The 15,473-nt window shown below is 54.2% G+C and carries 16 protein-coding genes; 7 read left to right on the forward strand and 9 right to left on the reverse strand.

Annotation, left to right across the window (positions count from 1 at the left end; all coding sequences use genetic code 11):
- Positions 1-100 precede the first annotated feature (100 nt).
- Complete coding sequence (locus HV318_RS04545; protein WP_182271758.1) at positions 101-1,633, forward strand: SpoVR family protein; 1,533 nt, start codon at positions 101-103, stop codon at positions 1,631-1,633.
- 68 nt (positions 1,634-1,701) lie between these two features.
- On the opposite strand, the gene fadR is transcribed toward HV318_RS04545, so the two are convergent.
- Entirely contained in the window at positions 1,702-2,421 is a 720-nt protein-coding gene (gene fadR, locus HV318_RS04550; RefSeq protein WP_182271759.1) for a fatty acid metabolism transcriptional regulator FadR, read from the reverse strand.
- Between the two features lie 200 nt (positions 2,422-2,621).
- Here fadR and nhaB point away from each other — a divergent pair, with 200 nt between their 5' ends.
- Positions 2,622-4,160, forward strand: coding sequence for a sodium/proton antiporter NhaB (gene nhaB / locus HV318_RS04555; RefSeq protein ID WP_182271760.1), 1,539 nt, complete (start codon positions 2,622-2,624; stop codon positions 4,158-4,160).
- Between the two features lie 143 nt (positions 4,161-4,303).
- Entirely contained in the window at positions 4,304-4,834 is a 531-nt protein-coding gene (gene dsbB, locus HV318_RS04560; RefSeq protein WP_032641201.1) for a disulfide bond formation protein DsbB, read from the forward strand.
- A 126-nt stretch (positions 4,835-4,960) separates the two neighbouring features.
- Here the strand turns inward: dsbB and ycgN are convergent, their stop codons facing one another.
- The 3 genes from ycgN to HV318_RS04575 form a co-directional block, all read right to left on the reverse strand.
- Entirely contained in the window at positions 4,961-5,401 is a 441-nt protein-coding gene (ycgN, locus tag HV318_RS04565; protein ID WP_182271761.1) for a cysteine cluster protein YcgN, read from the reverse strand.
- 93 nt (positions 5,402-5,494) lie between these two features.
- Positions 5,495-6,154, reverse strand: coding sequence for a fumarylacetoacetate hydrolase family protein (locus HV318_RS04570; RefSeq protein ID WP_182271762.1), 660 nt, complete (start codon positions 6,152-6,154; stop codon positions 5,495-5,497).
- Positions 6,155-6,201: 47 nt separating this feature from the next.
- Positions 6,202-6,477 (reverse strand): YcgL domain-containing protein, encoded by a 276-nt coding sequence (locus tag HV318_RS04575; RefSeq protein ID WP_182271763.1) that lies wholly within the window; start codon positions 6,475-6,477, stop codon positions 6,202-6,204.
- A gap of 123 nt (positions 6,478-6,600) precedes the next feature.
- On the opposite strand from HV318_RS04575, the gene minC reads away from it, so the two are divergent.
- From minC to minE, 3 genes are read left to right on the forward strand one after another with little or no spacing between them, the layout of a single operon-like run.
- Positions 6,601-7,308 (forward strand): septum site-determining protein MinC, encoded by a 708-nt coding sequence (gene minC / locus HV318_RS04580; RefSeq protein WP_182271764.1) that lies wholly within the window; start codon positions 6,601-6,603, stop codon positions 7,306-7,308.
- A 23-nt stretch (positions 7,309-7,331) separates the two neighbouring features.
- Positions 7,332-8,144 carry a septum site-determining protein MinD gene (gene minD / locus HV318_RS04585; RefSeq protein WP_182271765.1) on the forward strand — a complete coding sequence of 271 codons (813 nt, stop codon included), beginning with the start codon at positions 7,332-7,334 and terminating at the stop codon, positions 8,142-8,144.
- A 3-nt stretch (positions 8,145-8,147) separates the two neighbouring features.
- A complete protein-coding gene (gene minE, locus HV318_RS04590; protein ID WP_024909868.1) occupies positions 8,148-8,414 on the forward strand; it encodes a cell division topological specificity factor MinE in 267 nt (88 codons plus the stop codon).
- A 91-nt stretch (positions 8,415-8,505) separates the two neighbouring features.
- Here the strand turns inward: minE and rnd are convergent, their stop codons facing one another.
- From rnd to yoaA, 5 genes are all read right to left on the reverse strand, one after another.
- Positions 8,506-9,621, reverse strand: a complete 1,116-nt coding sequence (rnd, locus tag HV318_RS04595; RefSeq protein WP_182274529.1) for a ribonuclease D — start codon at positions 9,619-9,621, stop codon at positions 8,506-8,508.
- Positions 9,622-9,704: 83 nt separating this feature from the next.
- Positions 9,705-11,390: a long-chain-fatty-acid--CoA ligase FadD gene (gene fadD, locus HV318_RS04600; RefSeq protein WP_182271766.1), complete on the reverse strand. Its 1,686-nt coding sequence runs from the start codon at positions 11,388-11,390 to the stop codon at positions 9,705-9,707.
- Between the two features lie 203 nt (positions 11,391-11,593).
- Positions 11,594-12,175, reverse strand: coding sequence for a Slp family lipoprotein (locus HV318_RS04605; protein WP_182271767.1), 582 nt, complete (start codon positions 12,173-12,175; stop codon positions 11,594-11,596).
- Between the two features lie 38 nt (positions 12,176-12,213).
- Complete coding sequence (gene tsaB / locus HV318_RS04610; protein WP_182271768.1) at positions 12,214-12,909, reverse strand: tRNA (adenosine(37)-N6)-threonylcarbamoyltransferase complex dimerization subunit type 1 TsaB; 696 nt, start codon at positions 12,907-12,909, stop codon at positions 12,214-12,216.
- A 66-nt stretch (positions 12,910-12,975) separates the two neighbouring features.
- Complete coding sequence (yoaA, locus tag HV318_RS04615) at positions 12,976-14,886, reverse strand: DNA repair helicase YoaA (RefSeq protein WP_182271769.1); 1,911 nt, start codon at positions 14,884-14,886, stop codon at positions 12,976-12,978.
- Between the two features lie 131 nt (positions 14,887-15,017).
- Between yoaA and HV318_RS04620 the strand changes: the two genes are divergently transcribed.
- Complete coding sequence (locus HV318_RS04620; RefSeq protein WP_182271770.1) at positions 15,018-15,362, forward strand: RidA family protein; 345 nt, start codon at positions 15,018-15,020, stop codon at positions 15,360-15,362.
- Positions 15,363-15,473: the final 111 nt, after the last annotated feature.

Consider the following 15,473-nt stretch of genomic DNA (forward strand, 5'->3'; position numbering starts at 1 on the left):
AAAGAAAAAATTTCTGCGCCAGCACGCTTTTTAACACGTTGTTCTATGCTTGAAAGGAGGCTCTCCAGACAGAGAGAGCACCAACAACGAGGGCGCGCTAATGGCTACTATTGATTCCATATCCAAGGACAACACACGTCTGAGCGATGGACCCGACTGGACCTTCGAGCTGCTGGATGTCTACCTCGCCGAGATCGACCGGGTAGCAAAGTTGTATCGCCTGGATACCTATCCCCATCAAATTGAAGTCATTACGTCCGAACAGATGATGGATGCCTACTCCAGCGTCGGGATGCCGATTAACTATCCACACTGGTCGTTTGGTAAAAAATTCATTGAAACCGAGCGCTTGTATAAACACGGCCAGCAGGGGCTGGCGTATGAGATTGTCATCAACTCCAATCCGTGTATTGCTTATCTGATGGAAGAGAACACCATTACCATGCAGGCGCTGGTGATGGCGCATGCCTGCTACGGGCACAACTCGTTCTTCAAAAATAACTATCTGTTCCGTAGCTGGACGGATGCCAGCTCAATCGTTGATTACCTGATCTTCGCCCGCAAATACATTACCGACTGCGAAGAACGCTACGGCGTGGATGAAGTGGAGAAACTGCTCGACTCCTGTCACGCGCTGATGAACTACGGCGTCGACCGTTACAAACGGCCACAGAAAATCTCCCTGCAGGAGGAGAAAGCCCGGCAGAAAAGCCGCGAAGAGTATCTGCAAAGCCAGGTGAATATGCTGTGGCGTACCCTGCCGAAGCGTGAAGAGGAAAAAGCGGTCGCCGAGGCGCGGCGCTATCCGTCTGAGCCGCAGGAAAACCTGCTTTACTTTATGGAGAAAAACGCCCCGCTGCTGGAGTCATGGCAGCGTGAGATCCTGCGCATCGTGCGCAAGGTGAGCCAGTACTTCTACCCGCAGAAACAGACGCAGGTGATGAACGAAGGCTGGGCGACGTTCTGGCACTACACCATCCTTAATCACCTCTATGACGAAGGGAAAGTCACCGAGCGGTTCATGATGGAATTCCTGCACAGCCACACCAATGTGGTGTTCCAGCCCCCTTACAACAGCCCGTGGTACAGCGGTATTAACCCGTATGCGCTTGGCTTTGCCATGTTCCAGGATATTAAACGCATCTGCCAGTCCCCAACGGACGAAGACAAATACTGGTTCCCGGATATTGCCGGTTCGGACTGGCTGGAAACGCTGCATTTTGCGATGCGCGACTTTAAGGATGAGAGCTTCATCAGCCAGTTTATGTCGCCGAAAATCATGCGTGATTTCCGCTTCTTCACCGTGCTGGATGATGACCGCAATAACTACCTGGAGATTTCGGCAATTCATAACGAAGAGGGATACCGTGAGATCCGCTCTCGCCTCTCTTCCCAGTACAACCTGAGCAACCTTGAGCCAAACATTCAGGTATGGAATGTGGATCTGCGCGGTGACCGCTCTCTGACGTTACGCTACATTCCGCACAACCGCGCGCCGCTGGATAAAGGGCGCAAAGAGGTGCTGAAGCATGTGCATCGCCTGTGGGGGTTTGACGTACTGCTGGAGCAGCAGAATGAGGATGGCAGCGTAGAGCTGCTGGAACGCTGCCCGGCGCGGTTGAATACGCTTTAACGCTGTTTGCCCGGTGGCACTCTGCTTACCGGGCGAAAAAAAACCTCTCAGACGAGAGGTTTTTTCTTTTAGCGACCCTGAATCGCTAAATCACCCGGCAGCGTTTTCTGCATACGATGCCAGATTTCACCGGAGTCGTGACCGTAGCGACGCACCGTTTCGTAAACCTGGTCGTGCAGACCAGAGGAACACAGTTCGCCCAGCTTGTGATAGAACCCCAGCGCTAGGCTACGGGCTTCCGGGTTGGCGAAATAGTGACGCCCAATGCGGGTGTACAACCCTTTCATTCCATTCAGGATGAGACCGTAAATCGGGTTGCCGGAGGCAAACGCTAACCCACGGAATACATTGTAATCAAGGGTGGCAAAGGCATCGGCATGATCTTCTATTGCATTCGCGCTGGCCAGAACCGCAAGCGCATCTTCCGGGTGCTGACGAAATGCAGTACGAATAAAGATTGTCGCGATATTGGTACGCACAGAGAGCAGGTTATCGATCAGCTGTGGCACACTTTCGTGGTCAAGACGTGCCAGCGTTTCAAGAATATTCAGCCCGGAGGTTTCCCAGAAGTTATTCACTTTTGTTGGCTTACCGTGCTGGATCGTCAACCAGCCATCACGCGCCAGTCGCTGGAGCACTTCTCGCAGCGTGGTGCGAGTGACGCCAATCAGTTCAGAGAGTTCGCGTTCAGCCGGAAGAATGGATCCTGCAGGGAAACGATTATTCCAGATGCTTTCAATGATGTACTCTTCCGCGAAACCCGCCGGGCTCTGCGCCTTAATAACCATAGTGAGATTTCCATTACACAGCTTTAGCAAATTGCACTCATCATACCAGAGGCATGCAGAGGCAGATAGCGCAGGAAAGCGAGAAAAGAGGGATCACCGTTTAATTTTGATGAAATTTACAGACCGCTTTGTCGCCCTCCCGGAGACGATTTTTGCGTATACTTGTGCTTTGTCTTATTTGACGGGGAAGATAGTCTGTCGTGGAAATGTCATTCGGGCGCGCGCTGTGGCGCAACTTTTTAGGCCAGTCTCCCGACTGGTACAAACTGATACTGCTGGTATTCCTGGTTGTTAATCCTGTTATTTTCGTTGTGAACCCGTTTATTGCCGGATGGCTTCTGGTCGCTGAATTTATCTTCACGCTGGCGATGGCGCTGACATGTTATCCGTTGCTCTCCGGTGGACTGCTGGCGTTCGAGGCCGTCGTGATTGGCATGACCAGCGCAGAACATGTGAAAGAGGAGCTGGCGTCAAATCTTGAAGTCCTGCTGTTGCTGATGTTTATGGTCGCCGGGATCTACTTTATGAAGCAGCTCCTGCTGTTTATTTTTACCCGGTTGTTATTAAGCATCTCCTCCAAAACGTTATTATCGCTGGCCTTCTGCCTGGCAGCCGCGTTCCTTTCAGCCTTCCTGGATGCACTGACGGTGGTTGCCGTCGTGATCAGCGTCGCCGTGGGGTTTTACGGGATTTATCACCGGGTGGCTTCCTCGCGCCCCGGGGATGACCTGCTGGACGACAGTCAGGTTGATACCTGGCACCGGGAAGTGCTGGAGCAGTTCCGCGCATTCCTGCGCAGTCTGATGATGCATGCCGGCGTGGGTACCGCACTGGGTGGCGTGATGACAATGGTGGGTGAGCCGCAAAACCTGATCATTGCCAAAGCCGCAGGCTGGCATTTCGGTGAATTTTTCCTGCGGATGGCCCCGGTTAGCGTACCGGTGCTGATTTGTGGTTTGCTCACCTGTGTGCTGCTGGAGAAATTCCGGGTCTTTGGCTATGGTGCAACCCTCCCGGAACCGGTACGCCAGGAACTCCAGAAATTCGATCTGCAAAGCCGCAGCCAGCGCACGCGTCAGGAGACGCTGCGTTTAGTCGCGCAGGGTATTATCGGCATCTGGCTGATTGCCGCACTGGCTTTCCATCTTGCTGAAGTTGGCTTAATCGGCCTGTCGGTCATTATCCTGGCCACCACCTTTACCGGCGTGACGGACGAGCATGCCATTGGCAAAGCCTTCACGGAAGCCCTGCCGTTTACCGCGCTGCTGGCGGTGTTTTTTGCGGTTGTGGCGGTAATTATCGACCAACAGCTGTTCTCTCCACTGATCGCTTTCGTACTGAAAGCCGCGCCCGATGCCCAGCTATCGCTCTTTTACCTGTTCAACGGCCTGCTCTCATCAATTTCCGACAACGTGTTCGTCGGGACGGTGTATATCAATGAGGCCAAAGCGGCGATGGCGAACGGGGGTATCAGCGCCGGGCAATTTGAATTGCTCGCAGTGGCAATCAACACCGGGACGAACCTGCCCTCGGTGGCGACGCCAAACGGACAAGCTGCATTCCTGTTCCTGCTGACCTCAGCCCTTGCGCCACTCATTCGCCTCTCTTATGGCCGTATGGTGTGGATGGCGCTGCCCTATACGCTGGTGCTGACTGTCACAGGATTGCTGTGCATCAAAATTACCCTCATTCCTTATACGCAATGGTTGATACAAGCGGGTATACTTGCGGCGCAGTAAAATATGAATCCCGGGCAGCACGCTGCCCGTTTGCCTTTTCGCATGATAAACATCCAATTACGTTTTAATTCGTCAGGTACAGGTGGCGTGAAAAACGAATTCGTTTACACTGCGCTTTCTAAGCATGTTCCAGGGAAATGATTATGTTGAGATTTTTGAACCAGTGCTCCCGCGGTCGCGGAGCGTGGTTGTTAATGGCCCTGACCGCCTTTGCGCTGGAAATGGTCGCGCTGTGGTTCCAGCATGTGATGGGGCTAAAACCTTGCGTGCTGTGTATCTACGAGCGTTGCGCACTGTTCGGCATTATGGGTGCCGGTCTGGTGGGTGCGATTGCCCCAAAATCGCCGTTGCGCTATGCCGGGATTGCAATCTGGCTTTACAGCGCCTGGAAAGGCATCGAACTTTCCTGGCAGCACACCATGATGCAGCTGCATCCGTCACCGTTTATGACCTGTGATTTCGCCGCCCGCTTCCCGAGCTGGCTGCCACTGGATAAATGGCTGCCGCAGGTGTTTGTGGCGTCCGGTGACTGCTCCGTTCGTCAGTGGGAATTCCTGACACTGGAGATGCCACAGTGGCTGGTGGGTATTTTTGTTGCTTACTTCGTTGTGGCACTGCTGGTGCTGATTGCTCAGCCGTTCAAACCGAAGAAACGCGATCTTTTCGGCAGGTAAACGTAAAACGGTCACTTCGGTTACCGTTTTTAGTGTTTTCGCCCTCTCCCGCAGGAGAAGGTTGGGTTGAAGGCATCGGAACAGACATACCCCATAAAAAAACCCGCTTCGGCGGGTTTTTTATAATCAGCGGTTGGGGTGATTCATGATGTGATCTTCCCAGTCCCGCACGTCAGACTCTTTCACTGCAATATGGCGTACGGAGATCCGCTCCCCGTGCATCGCCACCTTCGAGCCTGTCAGCAGCGGATGCCATGCCGGGAGATCCTTTCCTTCCGCCAGCAGGCGATAGGCGCAGGTATGCGGCAGCCACTCGAAGGTAGGCAGGTTCTCACGGGTTAACTTGATGCAGTCCGGCTCATATTCGAAACGGCGCTCATAGTTGCGGCACTGGCAGGTTTTGATATTCAGCTGTTTGCAGGCAACGTTGGTAAAATAGATTTCGTCAGTGTCTTCATCCATCAGCTTATGCAGGCAACACTGCCCGCAGCCGTCACACAACGATTCCCACTCCACATCGGTCATGTCGTCGAGAGTTTTGCTTTGCCAGAAAGGAATGTCGTTCATCAGGATGTCCACACGTCAAAAGAAAGCGCACCTTATAGCGAGTCTGGCACGTTGATGCAAGTTTTGCCGCCCTCTTAAGACGGCAAGATGCTTTTACAGCACGCGGGTTTTCAGCGACAGACCGTTAAAACTCACGTCCAGCTCGTCGCCGCTGGTCAGCGGGCCAACGCCTTCTGGCGTACCGGTCAGGATCACATCGCCCGGCTTCAGGGTGAAGAAACGGCTCATGTAGGCAATCAGCGGTACAATTTTGTGGATCATGTCTGCCGTCGTGCCCTGCTGACGGATCTCACCGTTGACCTTAAGGCTGAGCGTGGTGTCCTGCGGATCGCCCGTAAACTCACTCACGGGAACAAAACCAGAGATTGGGCAGGCGTTATCAAACCCTTTGGCTTTTTCCCACGGTTGTCCGGCTTTCTTCATTTTACCCTGTACATCTCGCAGGGTCAGATCCAGCGCCACGCCATAACCGGCAATCGCTTTTTGCACATGCGCTTCCGGAGCCTGGCGCAGGGTCGCGCCAATCAGCACGGCCAGCTCCACTTCATGATGAACGGCTCCCAGCCCCTGCGGCAGCGCCAGCGGCTGGCGGATATCGCAAAGTGCCGTTTCCGGTTTGATGAACAGCACCGGCTCTTCTGGCGTCGCGCTGCCCATCTCCTGAATGTGTTTGGCATAATTGCTGCCAACGCAGACCACTTTGCTGACGGGATAATCCAGTAATGCACCTTGCCAGTTATGATGTTGATACATGGTCGACCCCTAAACGGTTGATATGTTGTGCCCGGAAGCGTTCGGGACTATTTTTTTCCGTTCACCTCAAGATGCTGTTTTAATAAATTCTCGGGTGGTGGTGGAAGCTGTAAATAATAGCCTTGCCCGGCTAATGCCGTTTTCACTTTTTCCAGATCGGCATTCACCAGTTTCTTACGCCCGTCGAGCGGCAGCAACATCGCCAGCTGAGGACGGCCAAAGCTCTTCATTAATTCTTCAGGCACGCGGGAAAAGTCGTCTTTCTTTTCGACATAAAGATAAGTCTGGTCACGGCTTGTACTTCTGTAGATCACACAAAACATGTTTTTACTCTGAATTAATGGGTGGTTGCTTGCCTCAATATACTCCTGACTATAACATGCCTGATACTCTTCGGAATATCGCAGCGAGTTGTTGCGGTTAATAGCAAATTGAGTAAGGCCAGGATGTCAAACACGCCCATCGAGCTTAAAGGCAGTAGCTTCACCTTATCAGTGGTACATTTGCATGATGCAAAACCCGAGGTTATTCGTCAGGCGTTAGAAGACAAAATCGCTCAGGCTCCCGCCTTTCTGAAGCACGCGCCTGTCGTTATCAATGTCAGTGGTCTGGATACCCCGGTTAACTGGGCACGTCTCCAGCAGGCCGTCTCCTCAACCGGATTGCGCATTGTGGGCATCAGTGGCTGTAAAGATGCGGAACTGAAAGCAGAGATTGACCGTGCGGGACTGCCGCTGTTGACCGAGGGCAAAGAAAAAGCCCCTCGCCCGGCTCCTGCTGCAGCGCAAACGCCCCCTCCTCCGGTGCAAAGCGTTACACCCGTCACAAAAACACGAATGATTGATGTGCCGGTTCGTTCCGGTCAGCGTATTTATGCACCAAACTGTGATCTGATTGTTACAAGCCACGTCAGCGCCGGCGCAGAACTGATTGCGGATGGCAACATTCACGTCTACGGTATGATGCGTGGGCGTGCGCTCGCAGGTGCAAGTGGTGACCGGGATGCACAAATATTTTGTACTCACCTGACGGCGGAACTGGTGTCCATCGCAGGTGAATATTGGCTGAGCGACAAGATCCCAGCCGAATTTTATGGCAAAGCAGCTCGTCTGCGACTGGCAGATGACGCGTTGACCGTTCAACCGTTGAATTGATCCCTTTTTAACAAGGAATTTCTATGGCACGCATTATTGTTGTTACTTCGGGTAAAGGAGGCGTTGGCAAGACCACCTCCAGCGCGGCCATCGCTACTGGTTTGGCCCAGAAGGGAAAGAAAACCGTCGTTATTGATTTCGATATCGGCCTGCGTAACCTCGACCTGATCATGGGTTGTGAACGTCGCGTTGTGTATGATTTCGTTAACGTCATTCAGGGCGATGCAACGCTTAACCAGGCGCTGATTAAAGACAAGCGCACCGAGAATCTCTACATCCTCCCGGCCTCTCAGACGCGTGACAAAGACGCGTTGACCCGTGAAGGCGTGGAAACCGTACTCGGTGAACTGAAAAAAATGGAGTTCGACTTTGTGGTCTGCGACTCCCCTGCCGGTATCGAAACCGGTGCGCTGATGGCGCTCTACTTCGCTGATGAAGCGATCATCACCACTAACCCTGAAGTCTCATCCGTTCGTGACTCTGACCGAATTCTGGGTATTCTCGCCTCTAAATCCCGACGTGCGGAAAATGGCGAAGACCCGATTAAAGAGCACCTGCTGTTGACCCGCTATAACCCGGGCCGCGTGAACAAAGGTGACATGCTGAGCATGGAAGACGTGCTGGAGATCCTGCGCATCAAACTGGTCGGCGTGATCCCGGAAGACCAATCCGTGTTACGTGCCTCTAACCAGGGTGAGCCTGTTATCCTGGATACGCTGGCAGATGCGGGTAAAGCTTACGCGGATACCGTTGACCGCCTGCTGGGAGAAGAACGTCCTTTCCGCTTCATTGAAGAAGAGAAGAAAGGTTTCCTCAAACGCCTGTTCGGAGGATAAATTATGGCATTACTGGACTTTTTTCTCTCGCGGAAAAAGAACACCGCCAACATCGCAAAAGAACGTCTGCAAATCATCGTTGCGGAGCGTCGTCGTAGTGACGCCGAGCCACACTACCTGCCACAGCTGCGTAAGGACATCCTGGAAGTGATCTGTAAGTATGTGCAGATTGACCCGGAGATGGTCACCGTGCAACTGGAGCAAAAAGACGGGGATATTTCGATTCTGGAGCTGAACGTGACGCTACCAGAAGCGGAAGAGTCACGTTAGCCGCACGTGTTGATTGTGTAGGCCGGGCACGCAACGCGTCGCCCGGTAATTCCCCCGGCGGCGCGTTGCGCTTACCGGGGCTACAGGTTTATCAGCGTGGGTACCCTTCCAGCAGCGTATTGAGGCGATCGGCCATCAATTCGCCACGCCAGCCTGCCATCAGTTCCGGCAATCCATTCTGTAGCTTCAGCTTCCAGTGCCAGTTCAGTAGCTGGTTAATCTGACGACGTGATGCCAGTAATTCAGCCCCCAGCTTGCTTTCCGTTGCAACCTCCTGCACCAGCGCTTTGATCTCTTTAAACGCCTTGCGATAGCCCGGCATATCCATCAGATTCAGCAGTGGTTCCGGCAGTTCCTCATCCGGCGTTTGCTGCGCTTTTGCCACCAGCGCAAGCAGGGTTTTACCGTGGAAACGAATTTCGCTGCCCGAAAGTCCGATGCTGTCGAGCTCACCCATGCTGCCCGGCATATAGCGCGCAACGGCCCAGAGGTGTTCTTCGCGGACCACGAAGTTAACGGCCAGATCGCGTTCACGCGCTTTACGCAGACGCCAGTCAGCCAGTAATTGCAGGCAGGCCAGCTGACGCGTACGTAACTGCCACGCGTTGCTGATATCACGCCAGGCCTCTTTCGGATCAACCACATCCTGACGACGCAACTGCGTCATACGGCACTCATCCAGGGCCGCAGGCAACCAACCTGAAGCTTCCGCCTCTTTCATCAACTGCCCGGCAATTGGCAGCAGGTAAAACACGTCTGCCGCGGCGTAATCAAGCTGACGCTCCGTCAGCGGGCGTGCCAGCCAGTCGGTACGGGATTCACTCTTATCCAGCGTCAGGCCGGTATACTCCTCAACCATTGCGGCAAATCCCCATGAAAGCGGGCGATTGCTGAACGCAGCAAGGATCTGCGTATCAATTAACGGTTGCGGCATGATGCCAAAGGTATTCAGGAACACTTCCAGATCTTCACTGCCTGCATGCAGGTATTTCGTCACGGCAGGATCGAGCAGCAATTCACGCATTGGCGTCCAGTCGGTGATACCAAGAGGGTCGATCAGCGAGACGCGTTTGCCGTCGAACATCTGAATCAGACCCAACTGCGGATAATACGTCCGGGTACGGACAAACTCGGTATCCAGGGCAATGGCAGGAAAGTCGCGCGTAACCTCGCACAGCGAAGCCAGCTCGTCATTGGTAGTGATCATCTGGTAATTCAAAACGGTTTCTCTTTTGTTTGCGCCCATAAAAAACGCCGGCTTAACCGGCGTCTGGGCGATTAGCGTGAAGCTCAGGCCTTATTGTCTACTTTGCCACGGGCTTCGTCACGTAATTCTCGTCGTAATATCTTCCCGACATTCGATTTCGGCAGCTCATCGCGGAACTCAACCAGCTTCGGCACCTTGTAACCGGTCAATTGACGGCGGCAGAACGTTATCAGTTCTTCCTCATTCAGCGAAGGATCTTTCTTGACCACAAAAATTTTCACCGCCTCACCGCTGCTGCCAGAAGGGACGCCAACGGCCGCCACTTCCCGTACACCGTTGTGCTGCATGACCACGTCTTCGATTTCATTCGGATAGACGTTGAAACCAGAGACAAGGATCATGTCTTTTTTACGGTCGACAATACGCAGGAAGCCTTCATCGTCCATCACAGCGATATCACCCGTATGCAGCCAGCCGTTTTTGATTATCTCATCAGTGGCATCCGGACGCTGCCAGTAACCCAGCATCACCTGCGGGCCTCTGACACACAGCTCACCGGGTTCACCCGGAGCTACTTCGTTATCGTCGTCATCCACCAGTTTGGCTTCCGTCGACGGTACCGGCAGGCCAATGCTTCCGCTGTGGTAGTCGATATCATGCGGGTTCACACTGACCAACGGCGCACACTCTGTCAGCCCATAGCCTTCCAGCAAATACTGGCCGGTGAGCTTCACCCAGCGCTCCGCCACCGCCTGCTGAACAGGCATCCCACCGCCCGCAGAGAGGTGCAGCGTGGAAAAATCAAGCTGCTGGAACTCTTTGTTGTTAAGCAGTGCGTTAAACAGGGTATTCACCCCCGTCATGGCCGTGAACGGATATTTCGCCAGCTCTTTGACCAGCCCCGGGATATCACGCGGGTTGGTGATAAGCAGGTTCTGACCACCCAGCTCGATAAACAGCAAGCAATTCATGGTCAGGGCGAAAATGTGATACAGCGGAAGCGCCGTGACCACCAGCTCTTTACCACGGTGCAGCAACGGCCCATAGGTTGCGTTGACCTGCTCCAGGTTTGCCAGCATGTTGCGGTGGGTCAACATCGCGCCTTTGGCAACACCGGTGGTGCCCCCGGTGTATTGCAGGAAGGCGAGATCTTCCGGCACCACCTCCGGCTTCACGTATTGCATACGATAACCCGCATGCAGTGCGCGACGGAATGAGATGGCATCCGGCAGATGGTATTTCGGTACCAGTCGTTTGATGTATTTTACGACGAAGTTAACCAGCGTCCCTTTAGCGGTAGAGAGCTGATCGCCCATTCGCGTCAGAATGACGTGTTTGACCTGGGTTTTGTCGACGACTTTTTCCAGCGTATGGGCGAAGTTAGAAACAATGACGATCGCGGCCGCACCGCTGTCATTCAGCTGATGCTCCAGCTCACGCGGGGTATACAGAGGGTTAACGTTCACAACGATCATCCCGGCTCGCAGGATGCCAAACAACGCCACCGGGTATTGCAGCAAGTTCGGCATCATTAATGCGACGCGGTCACCCTTCTGTAGCCCCAGCCCTTCCTGCAGGTAAGCAGCAAAGGCGCGGCTGCGCTCTTCCAGCTTGCGAAACGTCATTACCTCGCCCATGTTTACGAACGCAGGCTGATCGGCGTAACGCGTGACTGAATTTTCAAATAATTCAACCAGGGATTGATAACGGTCAGGATTGATCTCCGCCGGAACATCTGCGGGATAACGGTTAAGCCAAACCTTCTTCAATGCATCACCTCTGAAATGAGTGTTCGTCGTCATCACAACCCCGATAATAAACAGTTTGTTAACATTATATTAACTCAGCGTACCAGTTTATTAATCGTTCAGATTTAAGGTTGCGAAGCGCGTCACTCTTTTTTTTCGTTTTGTCCGTAAAAAAACAGAGACAGCGGCTGAGCCGCTGTCTCTTTCCTAACAATAACAGTAAGTTACTCGGTTACAATCGTTTGAACCTGTGCGGGACCCGGGTTGTACCAGCCCCAGCCAGGGTAACCATAGCGGTATGGGTGCGGCCCCCACATCCACGGATCCATAGGCTGTGGCGGCATCACAATCTGTTGTTCAATCCGCCAGCGCTTGTAGCCGTTTACCTGCATGGTCATGAATTTGTACGGCGTATTGCCGATTTTGCCTTGTACCGTTCCGGTAATAGGCCCAACGACAGTGACCAGTTGACCGCGAAAATCGACCGGATCGAGGAACCCGCTGACATCCGCATAAATGCGCCCGCGAGACGCCTCACCCAGTACTGGCCGCGCGCCGCTATCCAGCGGTACGGTGGCGATCTCCAGACGGGTTTTCCCCTGCTGGTTTAACACCTCAACCACCTTGCCGCCGAAGCGGGCTTCCTGACCAACATACAGTTCAGGCGCATTCATTACGCGCACCAGATCCTGTTGTGGTGTAGGACTACTTCCCTTTATCGCGTCAGGAACGGTGACACATCCGCTCAGTGTAATGGCCACCACGCCAGCCATAATAAGGCGTACTACTGTAGTCTGAACCGCCATGATGCGACTCCTTATTTCTCAGTTCCTGTTACTGAGATTCACTCGCGGCCCGGAAGTTTCTTCCACGCGACGGTGTTTCGCAAATAAACCGGTTCAGCATGTTCAACTGCAACGGTTTTTCCTGCTGCAAGCAGCTGACAGGCAATAGGAAGCATATCTTCGGCGGCTGGCAGCAACATGTTGCCTTCCACCAGCGTTAACCCGGTGTCATTCGCCATGTCAGGCCATGCCGGCCAGCCCGTGCCAACCATCGCCCACTCGCCGGACAGCTGTTTCAGCCGTTCGGTCACCGCTTCAGGCTTAAGTACCGCTTCGGTCTCTTCACCGTGCCACACGCCCTGCTCATCGCGGGTGTATTCAGCCCAGTAGACTTCGCCCATGCGGGCATCAATTGCCGCCAGCACACGTGTTGCGCCGGTCATGCGCCATGCGCCCTGCGCCATTATTGCCAGCGTGGAGACGCCAATCATGGGCAACTCAGCGCCCAGCGCCAGCCCCTGTGCAATCCCAATCCCGATGCGTACGCCCGTAAAGCTGCCGGGGCCCCGGCCATAGGCCAGTGCATCAAGGTCGGTTAAGGAGGTGTCGCCCGTAGTCAAAATCGCTTTGACCAGGGGCAGAATACGTTGGGTATGTTCCCGTGGGCACTCTTCGAAATGAGCAGAGATAACACCGTCGTTCCACAGGGCAACAGAACAGGCCTCTGTAGCGGTATCAATAGCCAGAATTCGCATCAGTTGTCGCGCTCTCGCAATGGTCAGTCACAAAATGGCGCGCATCTTAGCACACTCCGGGGCAAATTACTCCGCCGTTGGGTTTGCCAGGAAACGAACCGCGCGCTTAATGTCCCGCGTGCGGGGGGCAGGCGGCAGGCTTGCCAGGAACGTCGCTCCGTATGGACGCATCACCAGCCGGTTATCGCAAATGACCAGCACACCCCGGTCATCTACATCACGGATCAGACGCCCTACCCCTTGTTTAAGGGTGATCACCGCATCCGGCAGTTGAACTTCATCGAAAGGATCGCCCCCACGCAGACGGCAGTCCTCCATTCGCGCTTTCAGCAGCGGATCGTCCGGGGAGGTAAACGGCAGTTTATCGATGATCACCAGAGAGAGCGTGTCACCGCGCACGTCCACCCCTTCCCAGAAACTACTGGTTGCTACCAGCAGGGCATTACCCGCGCTGACAAACTGCTGAAGCAGTTGCCCTTTGCTGGTTTCACCCTGAAGCAGTACCGGCAGCGTCATGGTGGCACGGAACTGTTCGGCCAGGTCACGCATCATGGCGTGAGAGGTGCAGAGCATAAAACAGCGACCGTTGTTGGCCTCAATCATGGGTTTCAGCATCGCCGCCAGCAGGCGCGCTGCGCCCGGCTGGTTAGGTAACGGCAGATTGCGTGGAACACAGAGCAACGCCTGTTTTTCATAATCAAACGGGCTTGGCAGGAGCAGTGATTCTGCCTGCTCAATCCCCAGACGTTCAGTAAAGTGGTGCAGATCGTCATTGACCGACAGCGTAGCGGAGGTGAATATCCAGCTCCCCGGCTTTTGCGTCATCACCTCTTTGAATTTATCTGCTACGGTCAGCGGCGTCAGGGCCAGCGTAAAATGGCGAGAGGTACATTCATACCAGTAGCTAAAGCCCGGCTGGTTGATCTCTTTTAGCCTTTTGAGCCGCCCCCGGTAGAGCGTGGCGCGCTCAAAGGCGGCATCCAGCAACGCTGAACGGCCAAGTGACAGTTTCGCCACGTCGTAGCAAAGTTCCAGAGCATCATCCAGCAATAACAACGCACGCTGGATATTGCTGTCTGCCAGTAGCTCGCGCAGATTACCCCGGTAGCCCGGTTCCCCAAGCTGCAGGCGGAAATCCTGCGCACTCTGCGCCAGGCGGTCGGCACATTTTTGCAGTTGCTGGGTGTCTTTTAATTCAGTGCGATAGGCAATGGTGAAATCTTTCGCCAGATCCTGCAGCTGACGGCTGGAAAGTGACTGACCAAAATACTGGCTGGCGATATCCGGTAGCTGGTGGGCTTCGTCAAAGATCATCACTTCCGCTTCCGGTATGAGCTCACCAAAGCCGCTGTCTTTGACCACCATATCCGCGAGGAACAGATGATGGTTAACCACCACGACATCCGCATCCATCGCGGTTTTACGTGCTTTTACCACAAAACAGTCTTTATACAGTGGGCAGTCGCTGCCAAGGCAGTTGTCGTTGGTGCTGGTGACCAGCGGCCAGGCGGGAGAATCTTCCGGCACGCTCGCGCAGGTGCTGATATCGCCCTCTTCGGTCTGATTGGCCCAGGCACGAAGAATAATGACATCGCTCAGGGTTTGCACCGGCAGGTCACCGCCCGCCAGCGCCTGCTGTTCAAGACGCTCCAGGCAGAGATAGTTAGAACGCCCCTTCAACAACGCCAGGCGACCTTTGTATTTCAGCGCTTTTGCCACCGTGGGCAAATCGCGACTGTAGAGCTGGTCCTGAAGCGCCTTTGACCCCGTAGAGATGATCACTTTCTTTTTTGCACGCAGCGCCGGGGCAAGGTATGCATAGGTTTTACCTGTACCGGTTCCGGCTTCCACCACCAGCGGCTGTGCTTTGTCGATGGCATGCGCCACGGCATGCGCCATCTGACGCTGTGGTTCACGCGGCTTAAAGCCGGGAATGGCCTGTGCTAACTGACCCTCAGGGGAAAAATCGTCTGCCACGGTGCTCTCTCACTGTATTTTTGCACAGGGATTATGTCAGCCCATCCGTCACAGTGCCACCCCAAATAGTGACGACGGGAGAACAATATGGCAGTCTTGCCGCCTGATATGAAAATAACGAGGAAACGTTTATGACGATTGTGCGCATTGATGCGGAAGCCCGCTGGTCTGATGTCGTAATTCATAACCAGACGCTCTATTACACCGGCGTGCCGGAAAATCTGGACGCAGACGCGTTCGAGCAGACGGCGAACACCCTGGCACAGATTGATAAGGTGCTGGAAAAACAGGGCAGCAATAAGTCCCGCATTCTGGATGCCACCCTTTTTCTGGCTGACAAAGCGGATTTTGCGGCGATGAACAAAGCCTGGGATGCGTGGGTGGTGGCGGGTCACGCGCCTGTACGCTGCACCGTACAGGCGACGCTGATGAAACCGGAATATAAGGTAGAGATTAAGATTATCGCGGCAGTTTAAGCCTGACCCATTAGGGCTATTTGGCTTGCCATTTTGAACCTGGGCAGTGCTCGAAATCCTCACGTACTACGTGTATGCTCCGGTTTCTCCGCGCTGTCCGTGTTCAAACTG

Source organism: Enterobacter sp. RHBSTW-00901 (assembly GCF_014103115.1).
GTDB classification, from domain to species: Bacteria; Pseudomonadota; Gammaproteobacteria; order Enterobacterales; family Enterobacteriaceae; genus Enterobacter; species Enterobacter cloacae_P.

Excerpts from the sequence above, each read along its gene's own strand:
- HV318_RS04545 (WP_182271758.1), top strand. The coding sequence starts at position 101 with ATGGCTACTATTGATTCCATATCCAAGGACAACACACGTCTGAGCGAT.
- fadR (WP_182271759.1), bottom strand. The coding sequence starts at position 2,421 with ATGGTTATTAAGGCGCAGAGCCCGGCGGGTTTCGCGGAAGAGTACATC.
- dsbB (WP_032641201.1), top strand. The coding sequence starts at position 4,304 with ATGTTGAGATTTTTGAACCAGTGCTCCCGCGGTCGCGGAGCGTGGTTG.
- ycgN (WP_182271761.1), bottom strand. The coding sequence starts at position 5,401 with ATGAACGACATTCCTTTCTGGCAAAGCAAAACTCTCGACGACATGACC.
- HV318_RS04570 (WP_182271762.1), bottom strand. The coding sequence starts at position 6,154 with ATGTATCAACATCATAACTGGCAAGGTGCATTACTGGATTATCCCGTC.
- HV318_RS04575 (WP_182271763.1), bottom strand. The coding sequence starts at position 6,477 with ATGTTTTGTGTGATCTACAGAAGTACAAGCCGTGACCAGACTTATCTT.
- minC (WP_182271764.1), top strand. The coding sequence starts at position 6,601 with ATGTCAAACACGCCCATCGAGCTTAAAGGCAGTAGCTTCACCTTATCA.
- minD (WP_182271765.1), top strand. The coding sequence starts at position 7,332 with ATGGCACGCATTATTGTTGTTACTTCGGGTAAAGGAGGCGTTGGCAAG.
- minE (WP_024909868.1), top strand. The coding sequence starts at position 8,148 with ATGGCATTACTGGACTTTTTTCTCTCGCGGAAAAAGAACACCGCCAAC.
- rnd (WP_182274529.1), bottom strand. The coding sequence starts at position 9,621 with ATGATCACTACCAATGACGAGCTGGCTTCGCTGTGCGAGGTTACGCGC.
- HV318_RS04605 (WP_182271767.1), bottom strand. The coding sequence starts at position 12,175 with ATGGCGGTTCAGACTACAGTAGTACGCCTTATTATGGCTGGCGTGGTG.
- tsaB (WP_182271768.1), bottom strand. The coding sequence starts at position 12,909 with ATGCGAATTCTGGCTATTGATACCGCTACAGAGGCCTGTTCTGTTGCC.
- HV318_RS04620 (WP_182271770.1), top strand. The coding sequence starts at position 15,018 with ATGACGATTGTGCGCATTGATGCGGAAGCCCGCTGGTCTGATGTCGTA.